25 protein-coding genes are annotated in these 25,348 nt (G+C 76.3%); 10 read left to right on the top strand and 15 right to left on the bottom strand.

The window, feature by feature from the left end:
- Nucleotides 1–67 precede the first annotated feature (67 nt).
- Together ACI79X_RS01410 and ACI79X_RS01405 are read right to left on the bottom strand one after the other, a co-directional pair.
- On the bottom strand, nucleotides 68–1,108 hold the full coding sequence (locus ACI79X_RS01410) for a hypothetical protein (RefSeq protein ID WP_457023628.1): 1,041 nt from the start codon (nucleotides 1,106–1,108) through the stop codon (nucleotides 68–70).
- A complete protein-coding gene (locus ACI79X_RS01405; RefSeq protein WP_457023627.1) occupies nucleotides 1,109–2,062 on the bottom strand; it encodes an NAD(P)/FAD-dependent oxidoreductase in 954 nt (317 codons plus the stop codon).
- 50 nt (nucleotides 2,063–2,112) lie between these two features.
- Between ACI79X_RS01405 and ACI79X_RS01400 the strand changes: the two genes are divergently transcribed.
- Nucleotides 2,113–2,913 carry a TrmH family RNA methyltransferase gene (locus ACI79X_RS01400; RefSeq protein WP_457023626.1) on the top strand — a complete coding sequence of 267 codons (801 nt, stop codon included), beginning with the start codon at nucleotides 2,113–2,115 and terminating at the stop codon, nucleotides 2,911–2,913.
- Here ACI79X_RS01400 and ACI79X_RS01395 read toward each other — a convergent pair.
- Nucleotides 2,910–3,383: a general stress protein gene (locus ACI79X_RS01395; RefSeq protein ID WP_457023625.1), complete on the bottom strand. Its 474-nt coding sequence runs from the start codon at nucleotides 3,381–3,383 to the stop codon at nucleotides 2,910–2,912. The two genes, ACI79X_RS01400 and ACI79X_RS01395, sit on opposite strands and share 4 nt — an antisense overlap.
- A 58-nt stretch (nucleotides 3,384–3,441) precedes the next feature.
- The gene (sepH, locus tag ACI79X_RS01390; protein WP_457023624.1) at nucleotides 3,442–4,326 is read right to left on the bottom strand and encodes a septation protein SepH; all 885 of its coding nucleotides are present in this window, start codon (nucleotides 4,324–4,326) and stop codon (nucleotides 3,442–3,444) included.
- 168 nt (nucleotides 4,327–4,494) lie between these two features.
- Between sepH and ACI79X_RS01385 the strand changes: the two genes are divergently transcribed.
- Nucleotides 4,495–5,748, top strand: a complete 1,254-nt coding sequence (locus ACI79X_RS01385; protein ID WP_457023623.1) for an osmoprotectant NAGGN system M42 family peptidase — start codon at nucleotides 4,495–4,497, stop codon at nucleotides 5,746–5,748.
- Between the two features lie 24 nt (nucleotides 5,749–5,772).
- On the opposite strand, the gene serC is transcribed toward ACI79X_RS01385, so the two are convergent.
- Nucleotides 5,773–6,888 (bottom strand): phosphoserine transaminase, encoded by a 1,116-nt coding sequence (gene serC, locus ACI79X_RS01380; RefSeq protein ID WP_457023622.1) that lies wholly within the window; start codon nucleotides 6,886–6,888, stop codon nucleotides 5,773–5,775.
- Between the two features lie 155 nt (nucleotides 6,889–7,043).
- Nucleotides 7,044–8,168, bottom strand: coding sequence for a citrate synthase 2 (locus ACI79X_RS01375; RefSeq protein ID WP_457023621.1), 1,125 nt, complete (start codon nucleotides 8,166–8,168; stop codon nucleotides 7,044–7,046).
- 162 nt (nucleotides 8,169–8,330) lie between these two features.
- On the opposite strand from ACI79X_RS01375, the gene pdxH reads away from it, so the two are divergent.
- Nucleotides 8,331–8,978, top strand: a complete 648-nt coding sequence (pdxH, locus tag ACI79X_RS01370) for a pyridoxamine 5'-phosphate oxidase (protein ID WP_457023620.1) — start codon at nucleotides 8,331–8,333, stop codon at nucleotides 8,976–8,978.
- Nucleotides 8,975–10,315, top strand: a complete 1,341-nt coding sequence (locus tag ACI79X_RS01365; RefSeq protein WP_457023619.1) for an MFS transporter — start codon at nucleotides 8,975–8,977, stop codon at nucleotides 10,313–10,315. Before pdxH ends, ACI79X_RS01365 begins: the two co-directional genes overlap by 4 nt.
- Here ACI79X_RS01365 and ACI79X_RS01360 read toward each other — a convergent pair.
- Nucleotides 10,312–10,989 (bottom strand): UdgX family uracil-DNA binding protein, encoded by a 678-nt coding sequence (locus ACI79X_RS01360; protein WP_457023618.1) that lies wholly within the window; start codon nucleotides 10,987–10,989, stop codon nucleotides 10,312–10,314. The two genes, ACI79X_RS01365 and ACI79X_RS01360, sit on opposite strands and share 4 nt — an antisense overlap.
- An 88-nt stretch (nucleotides 10,990–11,077) precedes the next feature.
- Here ACI79X_RS01360 and ACI79X_RS01355 point away from each other — a divergent pair, with 88 nt between their 5' ends.
- From ACI79X_RS01355 to ACI79X_RS01345, 3 genes are all read left to right on the top strand, one after another.
- On the top strand, nucleotides 11,078–12,004 hold the full coding sequence (locus ACI79X_RS01355; RefSeq protein WP_457023617.1) for an ABC transporter ATP-binding protein: 927 nt from the start codon (nucleotides 11,078–11,080) through the stop codon (nucleotides 12,002–12,004).
- Nucleotides 12,001–13,221, top strand: a complete 1,221-nt coding sequence (locus ACI79X_RS01350) for an ABC transporter permease (protein WP_457023616.1) — start codon at nucleotides 12,001–12,003, stop codon at nucleotides 13,219–13,221. Before ACI79X_RS01355 ends, ACI79X_RS01350 begins: the two co-directional genes overlap by 4 nt.
- A gap of 103 nt (nucleotides 13,222–13,324) precedes the next feature.
- Nucleotides 13,325–14,185, top strand: a complete 861-nt coding sequence (locus ACI79X_RS01345; protein WP_457023615.1) for a tetratricopeptide repeat protein — start codon at nucleotides 13,325–13,327, stop codon at nucleotides 14,183–14,185.
- Here ACI79X_RS01345 and ACI79X_RS01340 read toward each other — a convergent pair.
- Nucleotides 14,182–15,093, bottom strand: a complete 912-nt coding sequence (locus tag ACI79X_RS01340) for an SMP-30/gluconolactonase/LRE family protein (protein WP_457023614.1) — start codon at nucleotides 15,091–15,093, stop codon at nucleotides 14,182–14,184. The genes ACI79X_RS01345 and ACI79X_RS01340 overlap by 4 nt on opposite strands.
- A 57-nt stretch (nucleotides 15,094–15,150) precedes the next feature.
- Here ACI79X_RS01340 and ppc point away from each other — a divergent pair, with 57 nt between their 5' ends.
- Complete coding sequence (gene ppc / locus ACI79X_RS01335) at nucleotides 15,151–17,958, top strand: phosphoenolpyruvate carboxylase (protein ID WP_457023613.1); 2,808 nt, start codon at nucleotides 15,151–15,153, stop codon at nucleotides 17,956–17,958.
- On the opposite strand, the gene ACI79X_RS01330 is transcribed toward ppc, so the two are convergent.
- On the bottom strand, nucleotides 17,955–18,884 hold the full coding sequence (locus ACI79X_RS01330) for a glycosyltransferase (RefSeq protein WP_457023612.1): 930 nt from the start codon (nucleotides 18,882–18,884) through the stop codon (nucleotides 17,955–17,957). The genes ppc and ACI79X_RS01330 overlap by 4 nt on opposite strands.
- Before the next feature lie 66 nt (nucleotides 18,885–18,950).
- On the opposite strand from ACI79X_RS01330, the gene ACI79X_RS01325 reads away from it, so the two are divergent.
- Entirely contained in the window at nucleotides 18,951–20,021 is a 1,071-nt protein-coding gene (locus ACI79X_RS01325; RefSeq protein WP_457023611.1) for an inositol monophosphatase family protein, read from the top strand.
- Here the strand turns inward: ACI79X_RS01325 and ACI79X_RS01320 are convergent.
- Nucleotides 20,018–21,445 (bottom strand): FAD-dependent oxidoreductase, encoded by a 1,428-nt coding sequence (locus ACI79X_RS01320; RefSeq protein WP_457023610.1) that lies wholly within the window; start codon nucleotides 21,443–21,445, stop codon nucleotides 20,018–20,020. The two genes, ACI79X_RS01325 and ACI79X_RS01320, sit on opposite strands and share 4 nt — an antisense overlap.
- A gap of 84 nt (nucleotides 21,446–21,529) precedes the next feature.
- Between ACI79X_RS01320 and ACI79X_RS01315 the strand changes: the two genes are divergently transcribed.
- Nucleotides 21,530–21,838, top strand: coding sequence for a putative quinol monooxygenase (locus ACI79X_RS01315; RefSeq protein WP_457023609.1), 309 nt, complete (start codon nucleotides 21,530–21,532; stop codon nucleotides 21,836–21,838).
- 180 nt (nucleotides 21,839–22,018) lie between these two features.
- On the opposite strand, the gene ACI79X_RS01310 is transcribed toward ACI79X_RS01315, so the two are convergent.
- From ACI79X_RS01310 to ACI79X_RS01290, 5 genes are all read right to left on the bottom strand, one after another.
- A complete protein-coding gene (locus ACI79X_RS01310) occupies nucleotides 22,019–22,357 on the bottom strand; it encodes a hypothetical protein (RefSeq protein ID WP_457023608.1) in 339 nt (112 codons plus the stop codon).
- Nucleotide 22,358: 1 nt separating this feature from the next.
- Nucleotides 22,359–23,168: an Fpg/Nei family DNA glycosylase gene (locus tag ACI79X_RS01305; RefSeq protein WP_457023607.1), complete on the bottom strand. Its 810-nt coding sequence runs from the start codon at nucleotides 23,166–23,168 to the stop codon at nucleotides 22,359–22,361.
- Nucleotides 23,161–24,534, bottom strand: a complete 1,374-nt coding sequence (locus ACI79X_RS01300) for a cryptochrome/photolyase family protein (protein WP_457023606.1) — start codon at nucleotides 24,532–24,534, stop codon at nucleotides 23,161–23,163. The genes ACI79X_RS01305 and ACI79X_RS01300 overlap by 8 nt, the downstream gene beginning before the upstream one ends.
- 48 nt (nucleotides 24,535–24,582) lie before the next feature.
- Nucleotides 24,583–24,903 (bottom strand): GNAT family N-acetyltransferase, encoded by a 321-nt coding sequence (locus tag ACI79X_RS01295; protein WP_457023605.1) that lies wholly within the window; start codon nucleotides 24,901–24,903, stop codon nucleotides 24,583–24,585.
- A 147-nt stretch (nucleotides 24,904–25,050) separates the two neighbouring features.
- The gene (locus tag ACI79X_RS01290) at nucleotides 25,051–25,347 is read right to left on the bottom strand and encodes a hypothetical protein (protein ID WP_457023604.1); all 297 of its coding nucleotides are present in this window, start codon (nucleotides 25,345–25,347) and stop codon (nucleotides 25,051–25,053) included.
- Nucleotide 25,348: the final 1 nt, after the last annotated feature.

The raw sequence follows: 25,348 nt of genomic DNA, 5'->3' as shown, positions 1-25,348 counted from the left end.
GGGGCCTCCCGAGGGCGAGAACTCAACGCCTGATGAACTCAACGCTAGGTGAGTTCCGCCGACCGGGTCAAGGGGTGCGGGCGCGCCGCCTCGCCACCGCGTCGGCCGCGGCGACCATCACCAGCGGGACGACGCACCACAGGCCGAGCACCCAGACGGCCCGGCCGGCGCCGTCGCCGCCGAGGTAGGCCAGGCCCCGCAGCGCCCGCACCGCGACCCCCGGCGGGAGCACCGACGCCAGCGGTTCCAGCCAGCCCGGCAGGTACTGCGCGGGGAAGCTGCCGGTGCTGGTGGCCGCGCCGAGGGTGAGCAGGACGGCGGTGGCCACGAACGTGCCCGCGCCGCCCAGCAGGCGCAGGGCGAGGGCGGCTGCGGACCCGCAGGCCAGCGCCAGCAGCGCGACGATCCCGGCGACCGGCCAGAAGCCGGCGGGGAGGGCGCCGGACAGCGTGACCGACAGCAGCGCGCCGAGCAGCCCCGCCGCGACCGCGAACAGGACGGCGCTCAGCAGCCGCAGCCGCAGGCGCAGCTTCGGCGCCGCCTGGTAGCTGGTGATGCCGAAGAGGAACCCGCCGAGCACCACGCCGAACGCGGTGTGGTCGATGGCCCGCCCGCGCCGGTCACCCTCGGCCAGCGGCGCGAGGTCGGTGACCGCCGGCTGCCCACCGGCCCGCTCGGCGACCACCGGTCCCAGGATCCCGGTGAGGTCCTGGGTCACCGGCTGCCCGTGCGCCCCGGCCACGAGCAGCCGCGGCGGGCCGTCGAGCACCAGCGCGGCGACGACGTCCCCGGAGGTCACCGCCCGCTCGGCGACCGCGGCGTCGGGGAGGCCCGTCAGCGCCAGCGCGCCCGGGCGCGACCCCTCGACCCCCGCCCGGACGTCGGCGACGACGTCCGCCGGGCCGGTGACCCCGACGGGCAGGCCGTGCGGCTCCGCGGCGGGGAAGGCGGCCAGGTACACGACGACGAGCAGCAGGCCGATGGCGACGGCGACGACCGCCGGCAGGCCGATGCCGCGCAGCCCGGCCTTGGCCGGGGAGCCGTCGGAGCGCTCCTCCTCGGCGCGCTGGTCGGCCGGTCCGGGCGGCGGGGCGAGTCCGCCCGGCACTCAGGCCCGGCCCAGCGCGGTGCCGAGCAGGTGCCCGGAGGTCCAGGCGCTCTCCACCTTCGACGGCGCCCGCCACCCGTCGCCGCACACGCCCACCCCGTCGGCCAGGCCGTGCGGCTCCTCGCGCGGCGCCGCCGGCTTGGCGAAGGTCCAGCGGTGCACGTGCGTCCAGGCCGGCGGGGTGTCGATGCCGAGCGCCCGGCGCACCGCGGTGGTCACCTCCGGCACCGCGCGGCCCGGGTCGTCCAGGTGCGCCGCGGCGGTGCCCGGCGTCGTGTGCGCGACCAGCACCGGGGCGCCGTCCCCGCGCCGGTCGCCGTCATCGGCGATCCACTCGACCACCGGGTCGTCGTGCACGAAGGCGCCGTGCAGGTCGGCCGGCCACCGGCGCTCGTCCCACCCCAGCGCCACGGCGAGGGTGGGCTGCCAGGGGTGCGCCTGCTCGTCGCCGAGCAGCCGGCCGCCGAGGTCGGCGGGCAGCAGGCGGCGGGCCTGCGGGTCGGGCAGGGCCAGGACGACGGCGGGCACCTGCTCGCCGTCGACCCGCGGGCCCGGCTCCACCCGCCCGACCTCGCGCTCCTGCGCGACGTCGAGGCCACCGGCGAGGTCGGCGACGAGCGAGCGCAGCCCGCCGGGGGCGGCGTAGCGCAGCGGGCCGCTGCGGGTCTCGCGGACCCCGTCGGGCCCGGCGACGGCGAAGGTGTCGGTCCAGGGGCGGGCCAGCCCGCGCGCCACCCAGTCGTCGACGACGGCGGCGAACGGCGAGCCGCCGGAGGCGGTCAGGTAGCTGGCGCCGAGGTCGGTGACCCGGCCCTCCAGCGTCCGGGAGGCCATCCGGCCGCCGGGGCGGCGCCCGCGGTCGAGGACGCGCACCGGCATCCCCGCGTCCGCGAGCGCCCGGGCGCAGGCCACGCCGGCGATGCCGGCTCCGACGACGACCACTGGGTTGGGCACCACCCGATCCTGCGGGGAGGCCGGCTCCGGCGCTCGGGGAGGATGCCCCCGTGGCCGAGCCGATCTCCGACGTCGCCGACGAGCGGGTCGCCGACTTCCGCGACCTGCACGCCGGTGACCGCCCCGCCGGGAGGGAGCGGGGCACCGGCCCGGTGATCGTCGAGGGCGTGCCCGCGGTGCAGCGGCTGCTGGTCTCGCCGTACCGGGTGCGGGCGGTGCTCGGCGTCCCCGGGCGGCTGGCCGCGCTGGACCTGCCGCCGGGCGTGCCGGCCTACGAGATGGACAAGTGGGCGCTGTCGGAGCTCATCGGCTTCCGGCTCACCCGCGGGGTGCTGGCCTCGGCCGACCGGCGCCCGCCGGCCGACGTCGGCGCGCTGCTGGCCGGCCCGGACCCGGCCGCGCCGCGGCGGCTGGCGGTGCTCGAGGCGCTCAACGACGCGGAGAACCTCGGCTCGATCGCCCGCTCCGCGGTGGCCCTCGGTGTCGACGGGCTGCTGCTCGACCCCCGCTGCGCCGACCCGCTCTACCGCCGCGCGGTGCGGGTGTCGATGGGACACGTGCTGGCGCTGCCCTTCGCCGTGCTCGACGACTGGCCCGCGGGCCTGCACCGGCTGCACGACGCCGGCTACCTCACCGTGGCGCTCACCCCGGCCGCCGACGCCGTCGACCTCGGCGACGTCGACCCGCGCGCGCACCCCCGCACCGCGGTCCTGCTCGGCGCCGAGGGTCCGGGGCTCACCCCGGAGGCGCAGGCGGCGGCGCGGGTGCGCGCACGGATCCCCATGCGGGCGGGCGTGGACTCCCTCGGCGTCGCCGCGGCCGCCGCCGTCGCCTTCGCGACCCTGCGCTAGTTCCGGAGCGACCAGCGGGCCAGGATCGCCCGGGCGTTCTCGGCGTGCGCGGGGTCGCACATGACGTCGTACCGGCTCGCGGTCACCTGCGAGACACTGGTGAAGTCGCGCTGCCCGCGGGTGGCCGCGTAGCCCATCGCCCCGAACAGGGCGCCGAAGACGAGGCCGATGAGCAGGCCGGTGAGCACCGAGCTGATCCAGCTCGTGCCGCTCGGCGCGAAGATCCCCAGCAGCAGGCCGACGAACAGGCCCCACCACGCGCCGCTGGCTGCGCCGGCGGCGATCGCGCGGCCCCAGGTCAGCCGGCCGGTGACCCGCTCGACCATCTTCAGGTCCGAGCCGATGATCGTGACGTTCTCGACCGGGAACTTCTCGTCGGACAGGTGGTCCACCGCCGCCTGCGCCTGCTGGTAGCTGTCGTAGGACCCGACCTGGACGCCCCCGAGGGGCATGGACACCGACATCGACATGCCGGTGGGGTACCCGCGCCGATCGGTTGGACACGTCCGGTCCGTCACAGGCCGCCGGTCAGCGGTTGCGGCGCACCCCGAAGACGATGTCCTCCCAGGCCGGGACGCGGGCGCGCGGGTCCTCGTCCTCGCCGTCGGTCTCGCCGGTGCGCAGGACGACCGTGTCGTGCTCGGCGATCTCGTCGTCGGTGAGCTGCGCGGCGTCGGTGCGCCGCTCGGCGGCCGGCGGGGCGACGGGCGCGGGCGGCTCCTCGGCCGCGGGAGCCGCGGAGGCCGGGGTGCGCTCGGGGACGGCGGCGCTGCGGTGCACCGGCATGATCGGCCGCTCGGCCGGGACACCGGGGACGACGCGCACCAGGCGCGTGCCCTCGGCGAAGTCGCGGGTGCCCTGGTCGGCCGGGGTGACGGTGCGCGCCGGGACGTCGTAGACCCAGAGCGTCGTCCCCTCCTTGGCGCCGGCGCGCCACGCGGCGGTCACCACCCAGGTGCCGTCCTCGGCCCGCGCGGCGTCCCACCGGACGGCGTCGAGGTCGGCGCCGAGCAGCCGCAGCCGCTCGGCCATGAACTGCTGGAGCGGGGCGCCGGGGATGCCCTCGGAGAGCCGGACCCGCGCCTCGCGCGCCTGCTCGGCCAGCCGGGAGCGTTCCTGCAGCACGGTGTGGGCGAAGCGCATGATCCGCTCGACCCGGGTGCCGGAGGACGCCGCGACCTGCTCGGGGGTCTCGCCGGCGCGGATGCGGGCCTGGATGACCCGCGGCGACAGCCCGCCGTCGGCCTCGATCTGGCCCAGCCGGCGGGTGTCCCCGCGGGCCGCGGCGCGCAGCCGGTCGTCGACCGGGAGCTCGAAGCGCTCGCCGTCGTCGGCGCCGTCGCCGCCGCCCTCGACGGCGAGCACCAGGTGGCGGCCGTCCTCGGACAGGCCCACGAGGCGCAGGGAGCGCACGGGAGACCTCCTCGGACGGCGACACGGACGGGACCCGGGGTACACGGGCCCAGGGGCGAGGCTATCCGCGCGAGCGCCCGCGTGGCAGCAGGCGGTCCGGCGTGGCGGGTGCGGCTGCCTCCCCGCCCCGCCGGGCCGGCTGCCGCGCCGCCCCTAGACTCGGCTCCCATGCTGACCGGTCCCCGCGACGACGCCGGCCTCGTCCGCGACGAGTCCGCACCCGACGCCGAGCCCGACGCGCGCTTCCTCCCCTCACCGGTCGACGCGGGCCAGAAGCGCCTGCCGATCGACATGGACTACGTCCAGCGCGTGATGATGGAGCTGCTCACCATCCCGAGCCCGTCGGGGCGCACCGACCACGTCATGCAGCTCATCGGCGGTGAGCTGCGGGCGCTGGGCCTGGACTTCGAGGTGACCCGCCGCGGCGCGCTGATCGCCGAGCTGCCCAGCCGCACGCCGGGCGCCGACCGCACCGTGGTCGTGCACGCCGACACGATCGGCTGCATGGTCAGCCAGCTCAAGGACAACGGCCGGCTGGCCATCGTCCCGGTGGGCACGCACAGCGCCCGGTTCGCCGAGGGCGCGCGGGTGACGATCTTCAGCGACGACGTCTCCGGCGACTACTGGCACACCGGCACGATCCTGCCGATCAAGGCCAGCGGGCACCGCTACGGCGACGAGGTCGACGAGCAGGGCGTGGGCTGGGACTTCGTCGAGGTCCGCGTCGACGAGGTGGTGCACAGCCGCGCCGACCTCGAGCGCCGCGGCATCCAGGTCGGCGACTTCGTGGCCATCGACGCCCAGCCGGTGATCACCAGTGGCGGGTTCGTCAACTCCCGGCACCTCGACGACAAGGCCGGCATCGCCGCCGCGCTCGGTGCGTTCAAGGCGATCGTCGACCACGGCGTCGAGGTCCCGGTCACCGCGCACCTGCTGGTCACCATCGCCGAGGAGGTGGGCCTCGGCGCCAGCCACGGCCTCGACGCCGACGTCGCCGAGCTGGTCAGCATCGACACCTCGGTGGTGGCGCCGGGCCAGTCGTCGTCGGAGCAGTGCGTCAACATCGCGATGCAGGACTCGACCGGGCCGTTCGACTACCACCTGACCCGGCACCTCATCGACCTGTGCCGCGTGCACGACGTCCCGCACCGCCGCGACGTCTACAAGTACTACCGCTCCGACGCCGCCTCGGCGCTGGAGGCCGGCGCCAACACCCGTGCCGCGCTCATCGGCTTCGGCATCGACGGCAGCCACGGCAACGAGCGCACCCACCTCGACGGCATCCGCAGCACCGCCGAGCTGGTCGCGCTGTACCTGCAGACCGACCTCACCTTCCGCAGCTGGGACCGCACGCCGACCGGCGACCTGCGCGACTTCCCGAGCACGGCGGTGCAGCCCGCCGACGGCGAGCAGGCCCGCTGAGCGGGCGGGCCCGCCCGCCGGCGGTCAGAGGCGCTCGACGACGAAGTCGACGCAGGCGGTCAGCGCGCTGACGTCGTCGGGGTCGACGGCGGGGAACATGCCGACCCGCAGCTGGTTGCGGCCGAGCTTGCGGTAGGGCTCGACGTCGACGACGCCGTTGGCCCGCAGCGTCCTCGCCAGCGCGGCGGCGTCCACCGAGTCGTCGAAGTCCACCGTGCCGACGACGAGGCTGCGGTGGGCGGGGTCGGCGACGAACGGCGTCGCGTACGGCGACTTCTCCGCCCAGCCGTAGAGCCGCTCGGAGGAGTCCCGGCTGCGCGCGACGGCGCCGTCGAGGCCGCCCAGGCCCAGCATCCAGCGCACCTGGTCGGCGAGCAGGAACAGCGTGGCCACCGCCGGGGTGTTGTAGGTCTGGTCCTTGGCGCTGTTGTCGACGGCGGTCGCGAGGTCCAGGAAGCCGGGGATCCAGCGGCCGGAGGCCTTGATCTCGGCCACCCGGGCCAGCGCGGCGGGGCTCATCAGCGCGATCCAGAGGCCGCCGTCGGAGGCGAAGGACTTCTGCGGCGCGAAGTAGTAGACGTCGGCCTGGGAGACGTCGACCGGCAGGCCGCCGGCGCCGCTGGTGGCGTCGACCAGCACGAGGGCGTCGTCGTCGGCGCCGGCCGGGCGGACCACCGGCGCCATGACGCCGGTGGAGGTCTCGTTGTGCGCCCACGCGTAGGCGTCGACACCGGGCCGCCCCTCCGGCAGGGCCAGCGAGCCGGGCGCCGCCGCCGCGACCACCGGCTCCTCGAGGAAGGGCGCCTCGGCGACGGCGGAGGCGAACTTGGCGGAGAACTCGCCGTAGGTGCCGTGCGCGCTGCGCCGGCGGACCAGCCCGAAGGTGGCGACGTCCCAGAACGCCGTGGAGCCGCCGTTGCCGAGCACCACCTCGTAACCGTCGGGCAGGGAGAACAGCTCACCGAGGCCCTCGCGCACCTGGGCGACCAGGTTCTTCACCGGCGCCTGGCGGTGGGAGGTGCCCATGATCCCGGCGCCGTCGGTGGCCAGCGCCTGCAGCGCCTCGGGGCGCACCTTCGACGGGCCGCAGCCGAACCGGCCGTCGGCGGGGAGCAGGTCGGCGGGGATCTGGATGGTCATGCCGGGTGCCTCTCGGGGTCGGACGGGGGACCGACGGCGACGGCCCGGGCCCGCACGCAGCGGACCCGGGCCGTCGTCGTCGTCACCGGATGGAACGGCCGCCCTTCAGGGGCCCGCGCCGAGCGAGCGAGGCGTGGGGGAAGGGTGGTCCTTCGTCAGGCGGGCGCGTCGACGGCCTTGACCTGGATGGTGTCGAAGCCCTCGACCTCCTCGGGCTTGCGCGCCGAGGGGCCGACGTAGCGGGCCGACGGGCGCACGAGGCGGCCGGTCTGCTTCTGCTCCAGGATGTGCGCGCACCAGCCGGCGGTGCGGGCGCAGGTGAACATCGAGGTGAACATGTGGCTGGGGACCTCGGCGAAGTCGAGGACGATGGCCGCCCAGAACTCGACGTTGGTCTCGACCGGGCGGTCGGGGCGCCGCTCGCGCAGCTCCTTGAGCGCGGCCTGCTCCAGGGCCAGGGCGGCGTCGAAGCGCGGGGCGCCGAGCTCCTTGGCGGCCTTGCGCAGCGTGCGGGCGCGGGGGTCCTCGGCCCGGTAGACCCGGTGCCCGAAGCCCATCAGGCGCTCCTTGCGGTCCAGGAGGTCCTTGACGTACTTCTCGGCGTCGCCGCTCTTCTCGACCTCGTCGAGCATGTGCAGCACGCGGGAGGGGGCGCCGCCGTGCAGCGGGCCCGACATCGCGCCGATCGCGCCGGACATGGCGGCCGCGACGTCCGCGCCGGTGGAGGCGATGACGCGGGCGGTGAAGGTGGAGGCGTTCATGCCGTGCTCGGCGGCCGACGTCCAGTAGGCGTCGACGGCGGCGACGTGGCGGGGGTCGGGCTCGCCGCGCCAGCGGACCATGAACCGCTCGACGATCGTGGCGGCCTCGTCGATCCGGCTCTGCGGCACGGCCGGGACGCCGATGCCGCGGGCGGACTGCGCGACGTAGGACAGCGCCATGACCGCGGCGCGGGCCAGCTGGTCGCGGGCCTCCTCGTCGGAGATGTCCAGCAGCGGGCGGTAGCCCCAGAACGGGGCCAGCATCGCGAGCGCGGCCTGCACGTCGACGCGGACGTCGCCGCTGTGCACCGGGATGGGGAAGGGCTCGGCCGGGGGCAGGCCGGGGCCGAACTTGCCGTCGACCAGCAGCGCCCAGACGTTGCCGAAGGTGATCTTGCCGACCAGGTCCTCGATGTCGACCCCGCGGTAGCGGAGCGAGCCGCCGTCCTTGTCGGGCTCGGCGATCGTGGTCTCGAAGGCGATGACGCCCTCGAGGCCGGGTACGAAGTCGTCGGCCATCTCGCATGCTCCTCTGCGCGCGCGGACCTCGTGCCCGCACGTTCCGCGGCGCACGACTGCACCGCGACACTAGGCCCAGCGGCCTCCCGCGCTCCACGCGGGGCTGCCGCCCAGCGGGAGCCGCCCGGAGCCGGGCCGCGGGAGCGGTGTCAGCATGGCGGGGTGCCCGACCTCTCCCGCATGCGCAGGGACTACGACCGTCCGGGACTGCGCGAGGAGGACCTCGCGCCCACCTGGCTCGAGCAGTTCGACCGCTGGTTCCGCGACGTCGTCGCCGCCGACGTCCCCGACCCCAACGCCGTCGTGGTGGCCACCGCCGACGCCGACGGCGCCCCGGACGCGCGCATCGTGCTGCTCAAGGGCTACGACGAGGCGGGCTTCGTCTTCGGCACCAGCTACGCCTCGGCCAAGGGCGCGCAGATCGCCGCCAACCCGCGCGCCGCGCTGGTCTTCCCCTGGCACGCGCTGCAGCGCCAGGTGCGGGTGACCGGCCGCGTCGAGCGGATCGGCGACGCCGCCTCCGACGACCTGTGGGACCCCCGCCCGCGCGAGGCGCAGCTGGCCGCCGTCGCCTCGGTGCAGTCCACCGTCGTCGACTCCCGCGACGAGCTGGAGTCCCGGGTCCGGCTGCTCGACGAGGGGACGACGACGGAGAAGGTGCCGCGGCCGCCGACGTGGGGCGGCTACCGGGTCGTGCCCGAGCACGTCGAGTTCTGGCAGGGCGGCCCCGGCCGGCTGCACGACCGGCTGCGCTTCGTGCGCGACGACGAGGAGGGCGGCGGCTGGGTGCTCCAGCGGCTCGCTCCATGAGCGCGCCGCAGACGCCCGGGAACGAGCTGCCCGTCGACCCGGTCGAGCCGGGGAAGGTCGCCGAGCCCGCGCCGGTGCCGCCCCGGCGCTCGTCGCGGAGCTGGGCGATCGACACCAGCCCGCTGCGCAACCCCGGGTACCGGCGGCTGTTCTGGGGCCTGACCTCCACGATGGTCGGCCAGCAGATGACGCTGGTCGCGGTCCCCGTGCAGGTCTACGCGCTCACCCGCGACTCGCTGCTGGTCGGCGTCACCTCCATCGTGTCGCTGGTGCCGCTCGTGGTCTTCGGCCTGCTCGGCGGAGCGATCGCCGACGCCATGGACCGGCGCAAGCTCATGCTCGTCACCGGCGTCGGCTCGGCGGTGACCAGCGCGCTGCTCGCCGCGCAGGCGCTGCTGCCCGGCGGCGGGAACCTCTGGCTGCTGTGGGTGCTGGTGGCCGCGGTCTCCGGCTTCACCGCGGTCAACCAGCCCGCGCGCAGCGCCGTCATCCCGGCGCTCGTGGGCCCGGAGGGGGTGGCGGCGGCCAACGCGCTGGCCATGACGGTGCGGCAGGTCGGCGTCATCGTCGGCCCGCTCGCCGCCGGCCTGCTCATCGGCCTGGGTGACCTCTTCCTCGCCTACGTCGTCGACGCGGTCACCCTGCTGGTCGCCGTCCTGCTGGTGCGCGGGCTGCCGCCGTTGCCGCCGGGCGGGCACACGGGGCCGCTGCGGCTGGGCGCCGCCGTCCGCGGGGTGGGGGAGGGCTTCGGCTTCCTGCGCACCCAGCCGGTGCTGCTCATGACCTTCGTCGTCGACGTCATCGCCATGTTCTTCGCCTGGCCGCAGGCGGTGTTCCCCGAGCTCGCCGAGGGCCGGTTCGCCGGGTCGGCCAACGCCTACGGCTGGCTGTTCGCCGGCATCTCCATCGGCGCGCTGCTCATGGGCCTGACGTCGGGCTGGGTGTCGCGGGTCGACCGGCAGGGCGCGGTGGTGCTCGCGGCGATCGTCGTGTGGGGCGTGGCGATCGTCGGCTTCGGGCTGGCGCCGTCGCTGTGGCTGGCCGTGCTCTGCCTGGCCGTCGCCGGGGCCGGCGACATGGTCAGCGCGGTGCTGCGCTCGTCGATGCTGCAGACCGCCGCGCCCGACGAGATGCGCGGCCGCATGCAGGGCGTGTTCATCGTCGTGGTGGCCGGCGGGCCGCGGCTGGGCGACCTGCGGGCCGGCGCCGTGGCCAGCGCCGCGGGCGTGAGCGTGGCGATGGTGTCCGGCGGGATCGTGACCGTGGTGGCGATGGTCGTCGTCGCGCTCGCGGTGCCGTCGTTCCTGCACTTCCGGGCGTCGCGCGCGGTGCGTTAGGCGAGCGCGCCGGCCACCACCCGCAGGTCGGCGACGAGCGCGTCGAACGCGGCCGCGCGGGCCTCCTCGGGGGTGCGCAGGATCGCGGAGGGGTGCGCGGTCGCCAGCATCCACGTCTGCGCGGGCGCCTCCTCGTCGGCCTCGTCGTCGCCGGCCTCGGCCCGCGCCACCCCGGGCGGCGTCCAGGGCATGAGCTTCCCGCGCTCCTTGGTGATCCGGAACGACGGCGAGATGAGCGCCTTGGCCGCCGTCGCGCCCAGGCAGACGACCACCTCGGGCTTGAGCACCTCGAACTCGGCCTCCAGCCACGGCCGGCAGGCGCGGATGTGCTCGGCGCCCGGCGACTGGTGGATCCGCCGCTTGCCGGTCGGGGTGAACCGGAAGTGCTTGACGGCGTTGGTGACGTAGGCGTCGCGGCGCTCGATGCCCGCGTCGGCCAGCGCGCGGTCGAGCAGCCGGCCGGCCGGGCCGACGAACGGCTCGCCCTTGCGGTCCTCCTGGTCGCCGGGCTGCTCGCCGACGAACACGATCCGAGCGGTCTCCGGCCCCTCGCCGAACACCGTCTGGGTGGCCGGCTCCCACAGCTCGCAGGCGCGGCAGCCGGCGGCGGCGCCGCGCAGGCCCTCCAGCCCGACGCCCGACGGCGGGCTGGCGGGCACGTTCTCCTGGCTCATGGACCGATGACACCCCAGGTGAGCGGGCGCCGCGAGGCGGGACCGATAGCGTCGGCGCGCACGGGGACCGACGACGGAACGAGGGGCAGTGCTCGAGTTCGACGGGCTCCACAAGAGCTACGGGGACAACCACGTGCTGGAGGGCGTCGGCTTCACCGTCGCCCCCGGCTCCATGTTCGGCTTCTGCGGGTCCAACGGGGCCGGGAAGACCACGACGATGCGCATCGCGATGGGCCTGGCCCGCGCCGACGCCGGCGAGGTCCGCTGGCGCGGGCGGCCGCTGGACGAGGCGATGCGGCGCCGGATCGGCTACATGCCGGAGGAGCGCGGCCTCTACCCGAAGATGCGGGTCGGCGAGCAGCTCACCTACTTCGCCCGGCTGCACGGCATGGACGGCGCCGCTGCGGCCCGCGCGGCCGGGGAGTGGGCCGGACGGCTCGGTCTCGGGGAGCGCCGCGACGACCCGGTGGAGAAGCTGTCGCTGGGCAACCAGCAGCGCGTGCAGCTGGCCGCCGCGCTGGTCAGCCACCCCGAGGTGCTGATCCTCGACGAGCCGTTCTCCGGCCTCGACCCGGTCGGCGTCGACGCGCTGGCCGAGGCGCTGCTCGAGCAGTGCCGCGCCGGCGTCCCGGTCGTCTTCTCCAGCCACCAGCTCGACCTCGTCGAGCGGCTGTGCGACTCCGTCGGCATCCTCGCCCGCGGCCGCATGGTGGCCACGGGCACCGTCGAGGAGCTGCGCCGCCGCGAGGCCGGCCGGGTGCTGCGGGTCGTGGTGCCCGACGCCGCGCCGGGCTGGGCCGCGGCCGTCCCGGGCGTGCGGGTGGTCTCGGAGTCCAACGGCGACACCCTGCTCGAGCTCGCCGGCGGCACCGACGACCAGGCCGTGCTCGCCGCCGCGCTGCGCACCGGCCGGGTCACCCACTTCGCCTGGCGCGAGGCCACGCTCGTCGAGCTGTTCCGCGAGGCCGTCGCCGACCCGGCGCAGCAGGCCACCAGCGAGCGGGTGGCCGCGTGAGCGCGCCGGAGCGGACCGCCCCGCAGCCCTCCCCGCAGACCTCGCCCCTGTCCAGCGGGCAGCTCGTCCGGCTGGTCGCCGCCCGTGAGATCTCCACCCGCATCCGCGACAAGACGTTCATCGCCAGCTCCGTGCTGATGATCGTGCTCATCCTCGGCGTCCTGGTCTTCCAGGTCGTCGTCAACTCCGGCTCGGACACCAGCCGGGTCGGTGTCGCCGGTGGCGGCGGGCAGCTGACGGCCGCGCTCGAGGCGCAGGCCGGGACGCTCGGCCTCGACGTCGAGGTGGTCGACCTCGACGACGACGCGGCCGCGCGCGCCGCGGTCGAGGACGAGGAGGTCGACGCCGCCGTCCTCGGGGCCGGCGGCAGCGACCCCGAGCTCGTCCTGCGCGAGCCCGACAGCACGCTGGAGGCGCTGGTCTCCGGCGCGGTCTCCGCCGTCTCCCTGGGCCAGGTGCTCGGCGAGGCCGGCGTCGACCCCGCCGACCTGCCGCAGGTCACCGTCACCACGCTCGACGGCGACTCCGCGGCCGACACCCAGCGCACCGTGGTGGCCGTCGTCGGCGTCGTCGTCCTCTACAGCCTGCTGATCCTGTTCGCCCAGTTCGTCGCGCAGGGCGTGGTGGAGGAGAAGTCCAGCCGGGTGGTGGAGCTGCTGCTGGCCACGATGCGGCCGTGGCAGCTGCTGGCCGGGAAGATCCTGGGCCTCGGCGTGCTCGGCCTCGGGCAGATCGCGGTCATCGCGGCGATCGGCATCACCGGCGCGCTGGCGTTCGACGTCGTCGACCTGCCCGGCGAGCTCGTCGGCACGGTGCTGTGGCTGCTGTTCTGGTTCGTGCTCGGCTACGCGCTCTACGCCTCGCTGTTCGCCGTCGCCGCCTCCCTGGTCAGCCGCCAGGAGGACCTCGGCAGCGTGCTCACCCCGGCGTCGCTGGTGCTGGTCGCGGGCTTCATCGTCGCCGTCCAGGCGGCGAGCGACCCCGACGGGACGCTGGCGGTGGTGACCTCCTACGTGCCGGGCCTCTCGCCGATGGTCATGCCGGTGCGGCAGGCGGCCGGCGACGTGGCGCTGTGGGAGGTCGGCGTGGCCGTCGTCCTCATGCTCGTGGCGATCGCGCTGGTGGTCCGTCTCGGCGGCCGGGTCTACTCCGGCGCCCTCCTGCGCACGGGCGGGAAGACCAAGCTGCGGGAGGCGCTGCGGGCCCGCGAGGGCTGACCCGGGGCGGGGGACACCCGCGCGGCGGAGCACCGGACACGTTGGGGTGACCTCACCCCGACGGAGGGCGTGCGCGCAGGTCAGGGCGGACATGATCGCTGCCATGACGGAGGACCTGGACGCGCGCCTCTGGCGGCTGCAGGCCTCCGAGGACGCCGACGAGCTCATCGAGCTGGGCTGCGACCTCGCCGAGGCCGGCCGGCAGACCGACGCCGAGTGGTGCTTCCGCCGCGCGGCCTCGCTCGGCGACGTCACCGGCTACTACGACCTGGGCAACAGCCTGGCCGCGCAGCAGCGGTGGTCGGAGGCCGTGGACGCCTACGAGGTGGCGCTGGCCGGCGGCGAGTCCGACGCCTGGCGCAACCTCGGGCTGGTGCTCGAGCAGCTCGGCGACCTCGCCGGCGCCATGGCCGCCTACCGCGGCGCGGCGGCGGCCGGTGACACCGAGGGCGGGCTGCAGCTGGCGTTCCTGCTGCGCGAGCAGGGGGAGCGCGACCAGGCGCTGGAGGTGGCGCGCGAGCTCGCGGCCTCCGGCGACGAGGAGGCCGACGCCGTCGCCGCCTGCTGGGAGTGGTGCGCCACCCTCGACCCGGCCCTGGAGGACCGCCTGCGGGCCGGCGCCGCGCACTTCGCCGCCGCCCGCGCCGACCTCGCCGCGCTGCTGCTGCAGACCGGCCGCGCCGCCGAGGCCCGCTCGGTGCTCGAGCGCGGCGCCAAGCTCGGCGAGCAGGTGACCTGGCTGCCGCTGGGCAACCTGTACCGCGAGCAGCTGGCCGACGACGAGGCGGCCGAGGAGGCCTACCGCGCCGGCATCCAGGCCGGCGACGCGTACTGCCACCACAACCTGGGCGTGCTGCTGGCCGACCGCGGCGACATCGCCGGCGCGGCCGAGGAGTTCGAGCGCGGCGCCGCCGCCGGCGACCAGCTCGCCGCGGCCGCGCTGAAGCTGCTGCAGGAGAGCTAGACCGCCTCGCGGATGCCGGCCAGCGGCCCGCGGTAGGGGTCGGCCGGCGGGCCGGTGACGCCCGGCCGCACGGTGAACAGCCGCCCGGCCTCGGGCTCGTCGTCCTCGCCGTGGGCGGTGCTGACCACCAGCAGGTCGCGGCCCGGCCCTGCGAACGCGCAGCTGGAGGTGTTGGCCACGCCCACCTCGACGACGGCCAGCAGGTCGCCGTGGGGGGACCAGCGGCGCACCTGCCCGCCGCCCCACATCGCCGTCCAGAGGCAGCCCTCGTCGTCGACGGTGAGCCCGTCGGCCACGCCGTCGACGCCGCCGGTCTCCAGCAGCACCCGCCCGGCGGAGAACGTGCCGGCGTCCGCGTCGTAGGCGAAGGCGTGCACCAGGCCGGGCCCGGAGTCGGACAGGTAGACGGTGCGCCCGTCGGGTGACCAGCCCAGGCCGTTGGAGACGGTCAGCCCGTCCAGCACCGTGCTGACGGTGCCGTCGAGGTCGAGCCGGTAGAGCGCGCCGGCGCCGGGCCGCTGGTCGAAGGCCATCGTCCCGGCGAAGAAGCGGCCCGCCCGGTCGCAGGCGCCGTCGTTCATCCGGGTGCCGCCGGACTCCTCGCTGCCGCCCTCGCGGGCGAGGTCGACGAGCGCGCGGGCGGTGCCGTCCTCGGCCACGTGCGTGAACCCGCCGCCGGCCGCGGCCACCCAGCCGCCCGCCGTCGCCGGTGCGGCCACCCCGACGGTGTCGCCGGCGCGGAACGAGCCGGTGTCGCGCAGACCGCCGTCGTCGCCGACGGCGCCGCGGCGGACGAGCCCGGCGGAGATGTCCACCCACAGCAGCTCGCCGCGGGTGGCGTCCCAGACGGGACCCTCCCCGTGGCCGGCGGGAGCGGGGGCGGCGGGCGTGGCGCGGAGGGTCTGCACGGGCGGGCAGGTGCCCGCGACACAGGCGCGTCACACGGACCCCGGATACTGCGCTGCATGTCGGAAGCAACCGTCGACGTCGCCGACCTCCGCCTGCCCGGGCGCGACCCGGAGGGCGACGGCCGTGCCGACGACGCCCCGCTGCGCGACGACATCCGCCTGCTCGGCCGCGTGCTCGGGGAGGTGATCCGCGAGCAGACCGGCGACGACGTGCTCGACCTGGTCGAGTCCACCCGGGTGCAGGCGTTCGCGGTGCGCCGCTCCGAGGCCGACCGCGCGGGCCTCGCCGCCCGCCTGGGCGACCTCGACGTCCGCGCGGCCAACCACGTCATCCGGGCCTTCAGCCACTTCTCGCTGCTGGCCAACCTCGCCGAGGACCTGCACCACGAGCGCCGCCGCCGGCACCACCGCCGCGCCGGGTCGCCGCCGCAGCCGGGCAGCCTCGCGGCCACCTTCGCCACGCTCGACCGCGCGGGCCTCGACCCCGACGCCGTCGCCCGCGAGCTCGCCGGGGCGCTCGTGGTGCCGGTGGTCACCGCGCACCCCACCGAGGTCCGCCGGCGCACGATCTCGCTGGTGCAGAAGCAGGTCACCGAGCTGATCCGCGAGCGCGACCGGATGGCGCCCGGCGAGGTCGACGAGCGGGCGTGGTCGGCCGAGCTGGAGCGGGCCGTGCTCACCCTCTGGCAGACGGCGCTGCTGCGGCTGTCGCGGCTGCGGCTCACCGACGAGATCGACGAGGCGCTGCGCTACTACGACCTGTCGCTGTTCCGCGTGGTCCCCGAGATCAACGCCGAGCTGCGCCGCGAGCTCGGGTCGCGCTGGCCCGGCAGCGGGCTGCCCACCCAGCCGGTGCTGCAGCCGGGGTCCTGGATCGGCGGCGACCGCGACGGCAACCCGTTCGTCACCGCGGACGCCGTCCGCCGGGCCAGCACGCGGCACGCCGAGACCGCGCTGGCCCACCACCTCGCCGAGCTCGTCGAGCTGCGCAGCGAGCTGTCGATGTCCGACCGGCTGGTCACCCCGACGGCGGAGCTGTCGCACCTGGCCGAGGCCTCCCGCGACGACTCGCCGTTCCGGGCCGACGAGCCCTACCGGCGGGCGCTGACCGGCGTGCACGCCCGGCTGGCGGCCACGGCGCGGCGGGTGCTGGGCTCCGTGCCCGGCGCGGCGCCGCACGCCGAGCTGGAGCCGTACACGACGCCGGACGAGCTGCTCGCCGACCTCGCCGTCGTCGACGCCTCGCTGCGCACCCACGGCGCCGGCGCGCTGGCCGACGACCGGCTGGCCCGCCTGCGCGACGCCGTCGAGGTGTTCGGCTTCCACCTCGCGGGCCTGGACATGCGGCAGAACTCCAGCGTGCACGAGGAGGTCCTCGCCGAGCTGCTCGCCTGGGCCGGGGTGTGCCCCGACTACGCCTCCCTCGACGAGGCGGCGCGGGTGGAGCTGCTGGCCGGCGAGCTGGAGCTGCGGCGGCCGCTGGTGCGCCCGGGCGCGCAGCTGTCCGACCTGGCGCGCGGCGAGCTCGACCTGCTGGTCGCCGCCGCCGAGCAGGTCGCGAAGCTCGGCCCGCGGGCGATCCCGAACTACGTGATCAGCATGTGCGAGTCGGTGAGCGACGTGCTGGAGGTCGCCGTCCTGCTCAAGGAGGTGGGCCTGCTCGACCCCGACGGCGAGGACGGGCCCACCTGCCCGGTCGGCATCTCGCCGCTGTTCGAGACGATCGCCGACCTGCAGGGCGCCGGCGAGACGATGACCGCCGTCCTCGCCCAGCCGCTGTACCGGGCGCTGGTCGCCGCCCGCGGCGACGCGCAGGAGGTCATGCTCGGCTACTCCGACAGCAACAAGGACGGCGGCTACCTGGCCGCCAACTGGGCGCTGTACCGGGCCGAGCTCGCGCTGGTGGAGGTGGCGCGGCGCGAGGGCATCCGGCTGCGGCTGTTCCACGGCCGCGGCGGCACCGTCGGCCGCGGCGGCGGGCCCAGCTACGAGGCGATCCGGGCGCAGCCGCCCGGCGCCGTGGCCGGCGCGCTGCGGATCACCGAGCAGGGCGAGGTCATCGCGGCCAAGTACGGCGAGCCCGACCTCGCCCGCCGCAACCTCGAGGCGCTGGTGGCCGCCACGCTGGAGGCCACGCTCCTCGACGTCGAGGGCCTGGGCGACGACGCCGAGGACGCCTACGCGCTGCTCGACGACCTCGCCGCCCGCGCGCAGGACGCCTACCGCGCGCTGGTGCACGACACGCCGGGCTTCGTGGAGTGGTTCCGCGCGGCCACGCCGATCCGCGAGCTGGCGGAGCTGAACATCGGCAGCCGCCCGCCGTCGCGCAAGGCCGGCGACCGGATCGCCGACCTGCGCGCCATCCCGTGGGTGTTCAGCTGGTCGCAGGCGCGGATCATGCTGCCCGGCTGGTACGGCACCGGCTCCGCGCTGGAGTCGTGGATCGACGGCGACCCGCAGCGGCTGGCCCGGCTGCAGGAGCTGCACCGCCGGTGGCCGTTCCTGCGCACGATCCTGTCGAACATGGGGATGGTGCTGGCCAAGACCGACCTCGACCTCGCCGCCCGCTACGCCGAGCTGGTGCCCGACGAGGAGCTGCGGGCGCGGGTGTTCGACCAGATCACGGCCGAGCACGAGCGCACCTGCCGGGTGCTGCTCGCGGTCACCGGCGACGACCACCTGCTGGCCGACAACCCGTCGCTGGCCCGGTCGATCCGCAACCGGTTCCCCTACCTGGAGCCGCTGCACCACCTGCAGGTCGAGATGCTGCGCCGCCGCCGGACCGGGGACGACGACGAGCTGGTGCGCCGCAACATCCAGCTGACGATCAACGGCATCGCGACGGCGCTCCGCAACAGCGGCTAGAGCGAGGCCACCGGCAGCCGGTTGCGCTCCAGCCACGCCGCCAGCCGGTCGCCGTCCCACGGGCGGCGCCGGCGGGCGGCGGCCAGCGCGAGCCCCCGCGGCAGCTCCAGCAGGGCCAGCGCGATGCCGGCCGCGCCGGGTGCGTCGCCGTCGCGGAGGTGGGCGAGCACGGCGCGGGGACGGCGGGCGAGGAAGGCCGCCGTCTCCCGCACCGGCCGCCGCGCGTGCTGCGGGAGGAGCACCTGCGTCGTGCGGGCGTAGTGCCACTCGCGCAGGAACACCCCTCGGGCGCTGCGGCCGCCCTTGCCGTGCCGGAAGACGGTGTCGGGCACCCGGAGCAGCAGGTGGCCGGCGGCGCGCAGCCGCCAGGAGGCGTCGCGGTCCTCGTTGTAGAAGAAGTACGCCGGGTCGAAGCCGCCGGCGGCGAGGAACTCCGCCCGCCGGACCAGCAGCGCCGTGCCGGGCAGGTCGTCGGCGGCGAACGGCGGGCCGGGCGGCTCGTCGGCCTCACCGGGGCCGTGCACCGCCGGCGCGGCCCAGACCGCGCGCGGCTCGGCGTCGAGCACCTCGGCGAGCCGGCGCAGCATCCCCGGGTCGGGCTCGCCGTCGGAGTTCACCAGCGCCACGTAGCGGCCGCGGCAGGCGTCGAGCGCGAGGTCCATGGCGCGGGCGAAGCCGAGGTTGCGCGCCGCGGTCAGCACCCGCCGGTCCGCGCCCGGGTAGCGGGCCAGCTCGGCGCGCGCGGCGGCCGACGTCGCCGGCGCCGGGTCGTTCTCCACCAGTAGGGCCCGCCCGCGCCAGTCCGGGCCGGTGGCCGCGGCGACGGCGGCGTGGTGGCGGGCGAGCAGGGCGGGATCCTCGCGGTGGACGAGGAGGACCAGGTCGACGTCGTCGAGGCCGGTGCGGACGGGCGCGGGTGCGGACACCTCCGCGCCCTACCCCGCCCGGTGGCCTACCTTGCCGGGGAGGGCGGACGGCGAGGCGGGGGGACCGTGACGGAGACGGGGACCATGCGGGTCGCGGCGTCCGGCGCGGACCTGCACGCCGCGGCGCGGCTGCTCGGCGTCGCGCCCGCCGCGCTGGCGCCCGAGCTGCTCGACCCCGGCGCCCGGCTGCTCGTCGGCGACGACGCCGCCGCGCACCTGCGCCGGCGGTGGACCGACGAGGGCACCACCGAGGCGGTCGTCGTCCACCGGACCACCCACGTCACCGACCGGGCGGCGCTGCTGGCCGTCGCCTCCGCGTGGGGCTGCTCGACGGTGCGCGACGCCGGCACCGGCCGGGTGCTCGAGGTGCCCGCGCCGGCGGCGGACGCCCCGGCGACCGCGCGCTTCGCCCACCTGGCCGCGCTCGCCGCCACCCGGGTGGAGGTAGCCGTGGCGCTGGCCCGCGACACCGGCCGCGACCACCGCAAGGACGACGGCAGCTGGTCGATCGCCGCCGACGACGCCGCGCACGACGCCGCCGTGGAGGTGCTGCGCCCGCTCGGCGTGCCGGTGCTGTCGGAGGAGCGGCCCGACCCCTCGGTGCGCGGCGACCAGCCGTGGGTCGTGCTCGACCCGCTCGACGGCACCGGCAACTTCCGCGCCGGCCTGCCGCCGTGGGCGTTCTCCGCGGCGCTGGTGCACGCCGGCGAGCCCGTGGCCGGGCTGGTGGTCGACCTGTCCTCCGGGCGCCGCTGGGCCGGGGCCCGGGACACCGGCGCCCAGCGTGACGGGGCGCCCGCGCGCGTGCGGGAGGGCAGCACCGTCGTCGCGCCGTCGGGCCGGGTCGTGCGGGTGCCGGCCACCGCCTGGCGGGTGCGGGTCACCGGCTGCACCGCCGTCGACCTGTGCCTGGTGGCCGACGGCTCGGCCGGCGCCTGGCACGACCTCGACCGCAGCGGGACTCACGTGCACGACGTCGCCGGCGGGCTGGCCGTCCTGGCCGCGGCCGGCGGGGTGGCGCTGACGCCCGAGGGCGGGCCGCTGCGGCTGCAGCCCGACACCGAGACGCTCATCCGCTTCGTGGCCGCGGCCTCGGAGACCGGCGCCCGCGACCTGATCGCGGCGGTGGGGACCTAGGCGGTCGGGGCCTGGGCGGTCGGGGCCGAGGCCCTCGCCACGGCCCGCGCGGCGGCCAGCAGCGCCTCCCGCTCGTGCATCGTGGTGCGGGCCCGGCCGCGGGTGGCGCCCAGCGCCACCTCGGCGGCGTCGATGGCCCGCCAGTCCTCCAGCAGCACCGGCTCCGCGCCGCGGGCGCGCAGCGTCTGCACGAGGTCGTCGCGGTCGCCCCCGGGGGCGATGACGCCGGCCTCGGCGTCGGCGAGCAGGGACGCGACCGTCTCCCGGGCGTCGTGCTTGTTGGTGCCGACGACGCCGCTCGGCCCGCGCTTGATCCAGCCGGCCACGTACTCGCCGGGTGACGCGGCGCCGTCGCGCAGCACCCGCCCGTCCTCGTTCGGCACGGTGCCGCTGCGCGGGTCGACCGGCAGGCCCGGCAGCCCCTCGCCGCGGTAGCCGACCGAGCGGACGACGAGGTCGGCCGGCACCACCTCGTACTCGCCGGTGCCCACCGCGCGGCCCTCGGCGTCGACGGCGGTCCGCTCGACCTCCACGCCGGTGACCCGGTCGGCGCCGAGCAGGCGCACCGGCCGCCGGTAGAAGCGCAGCCGCAGCCGGACGCGGTCCCCGGCGGGCTCGTGGCCGGCCCACTCGCGCAGCACGGCGAGGTTGCGGGAGGCGTTGCGGTCGCCGGCCAGGCGCTCCTCGGCGGCGGCGTCGAGCTCGAGGTCGGCCGGGTCGACCAGCACGGTCGCCCGGTCCAGCCCGTCGAGCTCGCGCAGCTCCATCGTGGTGAAGGAGGCGTTGGCCGGGCCGCGCCGGCCGAGCACGGTGACCTCCTCGACCGGCGTCGCGGCCAGCACGTCGAGCACGTGCTGGGGCATGTCGGTGGGCTCCAGTTCCTGCGGGGCGCGGGCGAGCACGCGGGCGACGTCGAGCGCGACGTTGCCGACGCCGACGACGACCGCGCGCCGGACCCCCGCGAGCGCGGCCTCCACGCGGGCCCGGTCGGCGTCGGGGTGGCCGCAGTACCAGGCGACGAGGTCGGTGGCGGCGAGACTGCCCGGCAGGTCCTCGCCGTCGACGGCCAGCGGCCGGTCCAGCGCCGCGCCGTAGGTGTAGACGACGGCGTCGACGTGGGCGCGCAGCTCGTCGAGGGAGACGTCGGTGCCCACCTCGACGTTGCCGACGAAGCGGACACCGGGGTGGTCCAGCGCGCGGTGCAGGGTGTCGCGGATGGCGCGCATCTTCGGGTGGTCCGGCGCGATGCCGTGCCGGACCAGGCCGAACGGGGTGGGCAGGCGGTCGAGCAGGTCGACGGTCACCGGGACCGGCGCCCGGCGGGTGAGCGCCTCGGCGGTGTAGATGCCGGCCGGGCCGGCGCCGACCACCGCCACCCGCAGGGGCCGCTCGCTGTCCGGGGCGGGGGATCCCTCGTCGGCCACGACTGGCATCCTGGCCCCGCCGGGGCGCCGTGCGCCAGATCACCGACCCGGCGCGCCCACCGACCAGAGCAGAGGGGACCGCCCGTGTCCGTCGTCGTCGTCGCCACCATCAGCCCGAAGCCCGAGCACGCCGACGAGGTCCGGCAGGCGGTGCTGGAGACGGTGCCGCGGGTGCACGAGGAGCCCGGCTGCGAGCGCTACGCCCTGCACGAGGGCCGCGGGCAGCTGGTGATGGTGGAGCAGTGGGAGAGCCCCGAGGCGCTCGCCACGCACGGCAAGGCGGAGGCGCTCACCGACCTCTCGAAGCGCCTGGACGGCAAGCTCACCGGGCCGCCGGCCGTCACCGTGCTGACCGCCGTCCCCGCCGGCGACCCCGCCAAGGGCGCCCTCTGACCTGAGCCCGCGCCGAGGTCCACGACCTCATGGCCCTCGTCGGCCGATGATCACGAATCCGCAGGTCTCGACGTCGCGTGCGCCGGTCGAGTTGCGGCTGGCTGCGGTCATCGCAGGCTGATGACCGCCACCAGCCGCATCTCGCCGTCCGTGCGCGACGAGGGACGGTGGGGCAGGTCCTCAGTCGGCCTCCGGACCGCGATGGGCGAAGTGGCCGACGGCCCTCAGGACGTCGGCGAGCCAGACCATGCCGTAGGGGACCAGGTCGTCGGGATGGTCGGCGGCGATGCGTTCGAGCTGGTGGAGGCAGTCGTCCAGCGACCCCAGCGACTGCGACGTCGCGGGGCGCTCTACGTCGTAGAGCTGCTGCGGGAACAGCGACCAGAAGGAGTCGACCGGGAGCCGGACCTCGTCGCCGGCCACCTCGCGCACGTGCCGCAGGAGGACGTCGAAACTGTTGCGCAGCAGGTCCAGCGGGACGACGAGGTCCTGCGGCTCCTGCCCGGACGGCATCGTCACCTCAGACGGCCTGGCAGACGGGGCACCAGTAGAGGTTGCGGCCGACCATCTCCTCGGTCCGCACCTCGGTGCCGCAGATCCGGCAGGGCAGGCCGGTGCGCCGGTAGACGTAGTGCGCGTCCTCCCGGCGCACCGCGCCCGAGCGGCGCGAGCGGTCGGCCGGCTGGGTGGTGACGATGCGGCCCATCCGGACGCCGGCGCGCAGCAGCACCACGAGGTCGTCCCACAGCGCCTGCCACTCCTGCGCACCGACGTCGCGTCCCGGCCGGAACGGCGAGATGCGGTGCCGGAAGAGGATCTCCGCCCGGTACACGTTTCCGACGCCGGCCAGCACCGACTGGTCCATGAGCAGCGCGCCGACCGCCGTCCGGCTGCGGCCGACCTTCGCGTAGGACAGCGGGCCGCCGCGGCGGGTGCGCAGCGGGTCGGGGCCGAGCCGGTCGAGGATCGCGTCGACCTCGGGCTGGGTGAGGACGTCGCACGCGGTCGCCCCGCGCAGATCGGTCCAGACGCCCCCGCCCTCCGGCCCGTCGGCCACCCACCGCATGCGCAGCGCGCCGCGCGGGGCGGGCGGGTCGCCGACGCCGGTCGTGTAGGTGCCGTAGAGGCCCAGGTGCACGTGCAGCACGTCGCCGCCGAAGTCGGCGAACAGGTGCTTGCCGTAGCTGGTGACCTCCTCGAGGACGCGGCCGTCGAGCAGCGCGGCGCCCGCGGCGAACCGCCCCTGCGGGCTGGTCACGTGCACCGGGCGGCCGGCGAACAGCTCCGACTGCTCCTTCGCCAGCCGGTAGAGGGTGTGGCCCTCAGGCATCGCGCACCGCCTGGTACCGGGCCAGCGCGACCTGGCGCTCCTCGGCGTGGTCGACGACCGGCGCCGGGTAGCCCTCCGGCGGGCCGCCGGGCACGGTCCACGGCTCGTGCACGTACCGGTCGGGGACGTCGCGCAGCTCGGGCACCCAGCGCCGCACGTAGGTGCCGTCGGGGTCGAACTGCCGGCCCTGCCGCGTCGGGTTGAACACCCGGTAGTAGGGCGAGGGGTCGGTGCCGGTGCCCGCGACCCACTGCCAGCCGTGGTGGTTGCTCGCGAGGTCGCCGTCGACGAGGTGGTCGAGGAAGTAGCGGGCCCCGCGCCGCCAGTCGATGTGCAGGTCCTTGCACAGGAACGACGCCACGACCATCCGCACGCGGTTGTGGACGTAGGCCTCGCCGTGCAGCTGCCGCATCCCGGCGTCGACGATCGGGTAGCCGGTGCGGCCCTCGGCCCAGGCGGCGAAGTGCTCGTCGGCCTCCGGCCCGGTGTCGTACCGCATGTGGTTCATCTGCGGGTTGAACGGCTCCCGCGCGGTCTCGGGGCGGTGCCACAGGACGTCGGCGTAGAAGTCCCGCCAGATGAGCTCGCCGGTGAACTCGTCCACCGCCTCGGCGTGGTCGTCGGCGAGCCTCTGCGCGTCGGCGAACAGCGTCCGCGGGTGCACGGTGCCGTACTTCAGGTGCGCCGACAGCCGGCTGGTGCCGTCGGAGCCCGGCCTGTTGCGCCCGGTCGCGTAGCCGAGGAGCCGCTGGTCGCGGAACAGTGCCCAGGCGTCCAATCCGGCGCGCTCGCCCGCCGGCGGCAGCACCGTGCCGCCGAGGTCCTGCTCCGGGGGCAGGTCCTCCGACCGCACGTCCCGCGCCCAGGCGACGTCGTCGGGCCGGGCGGCGGGGGAGTGGATGCCGCGTGCCCGCCAGGCACGCGCGAAGGGCGAGTAGACCTTGAACGGCGTGCCGTCGTCCTTCGTCAGCCGGCCGGGCGTGACGCCGTAGGGCGAGCCGGTGCGCACGAGCGGGACGTCGCCGAGCGCCCGCTCGACGGCGGTGTCGCGGGCGCGGCCGTACACGCCGGCGTCGAAGGACACGTGCACGCTCTGCGCACCGGTCTCGCGGACCAGGTCCGGCACCACCCGCGCCGGGTCGCCCGAGCGGATGACCAGCGCCCCGCCGGTCTGCTCGCGCAGGTCGGCGAGGCACTCCCGCAGGAACTGCCGGCGCGGCCGGCCCGACGGCTCCCACAGCCGCGGGTCGACGACGAAGACGGGCACGACGGCGCCGTCCGCGCCGGCGGCCTCGACCGCGGCGACGAGGGCCGGGTGGTCGCTCAGCCGGAGGTCTCGGCGGAACCAGAGGAGTGCGGTGGGCACCTCCGCCAGGCTAGGTGGCCGGACGCGGTGCCGCAGGTCAGCGCCCGGTCAGGTGTCGGCGGTGGCAAGGCCGAAGTGCGGCTTGTCGTCGTCGGCCACGAGGTCCAGCGTCTCGGGGTGCTGCTGGATGTAGTGCCGGACGAAGGAGCAGTACGGGAGGACGTGCAGCCCGCGCTCGCGGGCCGCGTCGAGGACGCCGGCCACCAGGACCGTGCCGATGCCGCGGCCGCCCATGCTCGGGTCGACCTCCGTGTGCGGCAGGGTCATCGTGCCGTTCTCGACGTGGTAGCTGGCCAGTCCGACGACGCGCTCGCCGACCCGCACCTCGAAACGCCCCTTCTCGGGGACGTCGACCACCGTGGTCTCCATCGCTGCTGTGCCACCTCCGCATCGCCCCGGCGCCGTTGCCGGGGTCACGACGTGCATCAGAGACGGTAACGCCTCGCAGCCGCAGGTGTTTCCCCTCGACGGGGTGTCCCCCCGGCGCGTCGCGGCCGGGGGTCGCCGTCCCCGGGCTCACGGGCGCGGGTCGGTCCGCGTCCAGCGGCGCTCGTCCCGGCGGCCGCCGAGCCCGGCGCGGCAGCGGCGGCAGACCACCTGCACCTCCTCGGCGTGCCGGCCCGACTCGGGCTGGACGTCGGCCCAGCTGACGTGCGGGAAGCGGGTCAGCCGGGAGCGGGACAGCGACAGCCCGCACACCGTCTCGTTGCGCCCGGGCTCCCAGGCGTGGACCTCGCCGGAGGGGTAGCGGATGCCGTCGTCGGGGTCGACCCACTGGCCGCCGGCCGCGACGGCCGCGTTGCGGAGTGCCATG

This window comes from Geodermatophilus sp. SYSU D01119 (genome assembly GCF_054049975.1).
This window is presented reverse-complemented; position numbering and strand designations above follow the sequence as displayed.

Bases quoted from the DNA above. Each gene is read 5' to 3' on its own strand.
- ACI79X_RS01395 (WP_457023625.1), bottom strand. From the start codon at position 3,383: ATGTCGATGTCGGTGTCCATGCCCCTCGGGGGCGTCCAGGTCGGGTCC.
- ACI79X_RS01385 (WP_457023623.1), top strand. From the start codon at position 4,495: ATGCTGACCGGTCCCCGCGACGACGCCGGCCTCGTCCGCGACGAGTCC.
- serC (WP_457023622.1), bottom strand. From the start codon at position 6,888: ATGACCATCCAGATCCCCGCCGACCTGCTCCCCGCCGACGGCCGGTTC.
- ACI79X_RS01375 (WP_457023621.1), bottom strand. From the start codon at position 8,168: ATGGCCGACGACTTCGTACCCGGCCTCGAGGGCGTCATCGCCTTCGAG.
- ACI79X_RS01365 (WP_457023619.1), top strand. From the start codon at position 8,975: ATGAGCGCGCCGCAGACGCCCGGGAACGAGCTGCCCGTCGACCCGGTC.
- ACI79X_RS01360 (WP_457023618.1), bottom strand. From the start codon at position 10,989: ATGAGCCAGGAGAACGTGCCCGCCAGCCCGCCGTCGGGCGTCGGGCTG.
- ACI79X_RS01345 (WP_457023615.1), top strand. From the start codon at position 13,325: ATGACGGAGGACCTGGACGCGCGCCTCTGGCGGCTGCAGGCCTCCGAG.
- ppc (WP_457023613.1), top strand. From the start codon at position 15,151: ATGTCGGAAGCAACCGTCGACGTCGCCGACCTCCGCCTGCCCGGGCGC.
- ACI79X_RS01305 (WP_457023607.1), bottom strand. From the start codon at position 23,168: ATGCCTGAGGGCCACACCCTCTACCGGCTGGCGAAGGAGCAGTCGGAG.
- ACI79X_RS01295 (WP_457023605.1), bottom strand. From the start codon at position 24,903: ATGGAGACCACGGTGGTCGACGTCCCCGAGAAGGGGCGTTTCGAGGTG.
- ACI79X_RS01290 (WP_457023604.1), bottom strand. From the start codon at position 25,347: ATGGCACTCCGCAACGCGGCCGTCGCGGCCGGCGGCCAGTGGGTCGAC.